The 1098-nt window shown below is 58.8% G+C and carries 1 protein-coding gene; it reads right to left on the reverse strand.

Features of this window, described 5'->3' with window-relative positions; genetic code table 11:
- Positions 1-65: 65 nt before the first annotated feature.
- Complete coding sequence (locus AC5S26_RS29880; RefSeq protein WP_494188592.1) at positions 66-1046, reverse strand: SDR family NAD(P)-dependent oxidoreductase; 981 nt, start codon at positions 1044-1046, stop codon at positions 66-68.
- Positions 1047-1098 lie beyond the last annotated feature (52 nt).

A 1098-nucleotide genomic window follows, 5' to 3' on the forward strand; every position in this document is an offset into this window, starting at 1 on the left:
GCGGCCAATTCTAGGTCAACAGATGGCCCGCGCACGCCATATCGCCCCCCGAAATTGACGTCGTATCACTGGAATGATTCTCCGACCAGCTCCTCGCTCTTCTTCCAGAGAGCCTCGGCATTCCTGGGGTCGAGCGCATAGGGGCGTACCCCTTCATTGAGCAGGCCAAGGGTTACATTGTCTGCTACAACTTCGCTAACGTGGCAGTTCTCGCAGTACCTCGCTCCAACTTTCTCAGCTGACGCAATGACGCCGGCCCACACCGAAGTTGCCGATCCTTGCTGGATCGTCTTGAACTGGAAGGCGCCCTTGCCTTCCGCTGCCGCCTGCTCGTTGATCTGTTTGAGCATCGCTTCTAGGTGAGCCGGGTCCATGTGCCGGGCGAGTTCGGTCTGGATACTTCCCGGATGTACGGCCGTGGCGCGTACGCCACGCTCCCGGTGCCGCAGATCGAAACCAACCGCAAAGAGGATGTTCGCCGTCTTCGAGCGGCCATACGCAACGAATGGCTCATACGGAGTGCGCTCAAAGTTGGGGTCCTCGAGATCGACGTTGGAGAAGCGGTGGCCCGCAGATGACAGATTGATGAGCCGTGACCCAGCGCCCATCAGAGAGGCAATGCGGTTGATGAATACGAAGTGCCCCAAGTGATTCGTGCCCAACTGCGTCTCAAAGCCATCGGATGTGTGGCCGAATGGAGTGGCCATGACCCCGGCATTTGCGATGACGACGTCGAAGCGTTCGCCTTTAGCGACCAGTTTATCCGCGCAGGCGCGTACGCTCTTCAGACTGGCGAGATCGAGTTCCACCAGCTCGAACCCTCCGCCATGAGCCGCAGCATCCCTACGCACGTCAGCGGTTGCAGTCTCTGCCTTGGCCAGATCCCGCGCCGCGCCCACAACCTGAGCGCCATGTGCGGCGAGCGCGCGTGCAGTCTCTACGCCAAGTCCCGCCGAAACGCCGGTGACAAGAATTCTTTTACCATGCAAATCCACGCCGGACAGAACATCTTCCGTTGTTGAGGTCGCGCCAAATATATCTGCCATTTTTCTTCCTCCAACTCCTGGGTTCCTTCGATATGTCACGCGCAACCTATTG

This window comes from Edaphobacter sp. FHG110511_03, from assembly GCF_059115365.1.

Coding starts and splice junctions, on each gene's coding strand:
- AC5S26_RS29880 (WP_494188592.1), bottom strand. CDS start 1,046: ATGGCAGATATATTTGGCGCGACCTCAACAACGGAAGATGTTCTGTCC.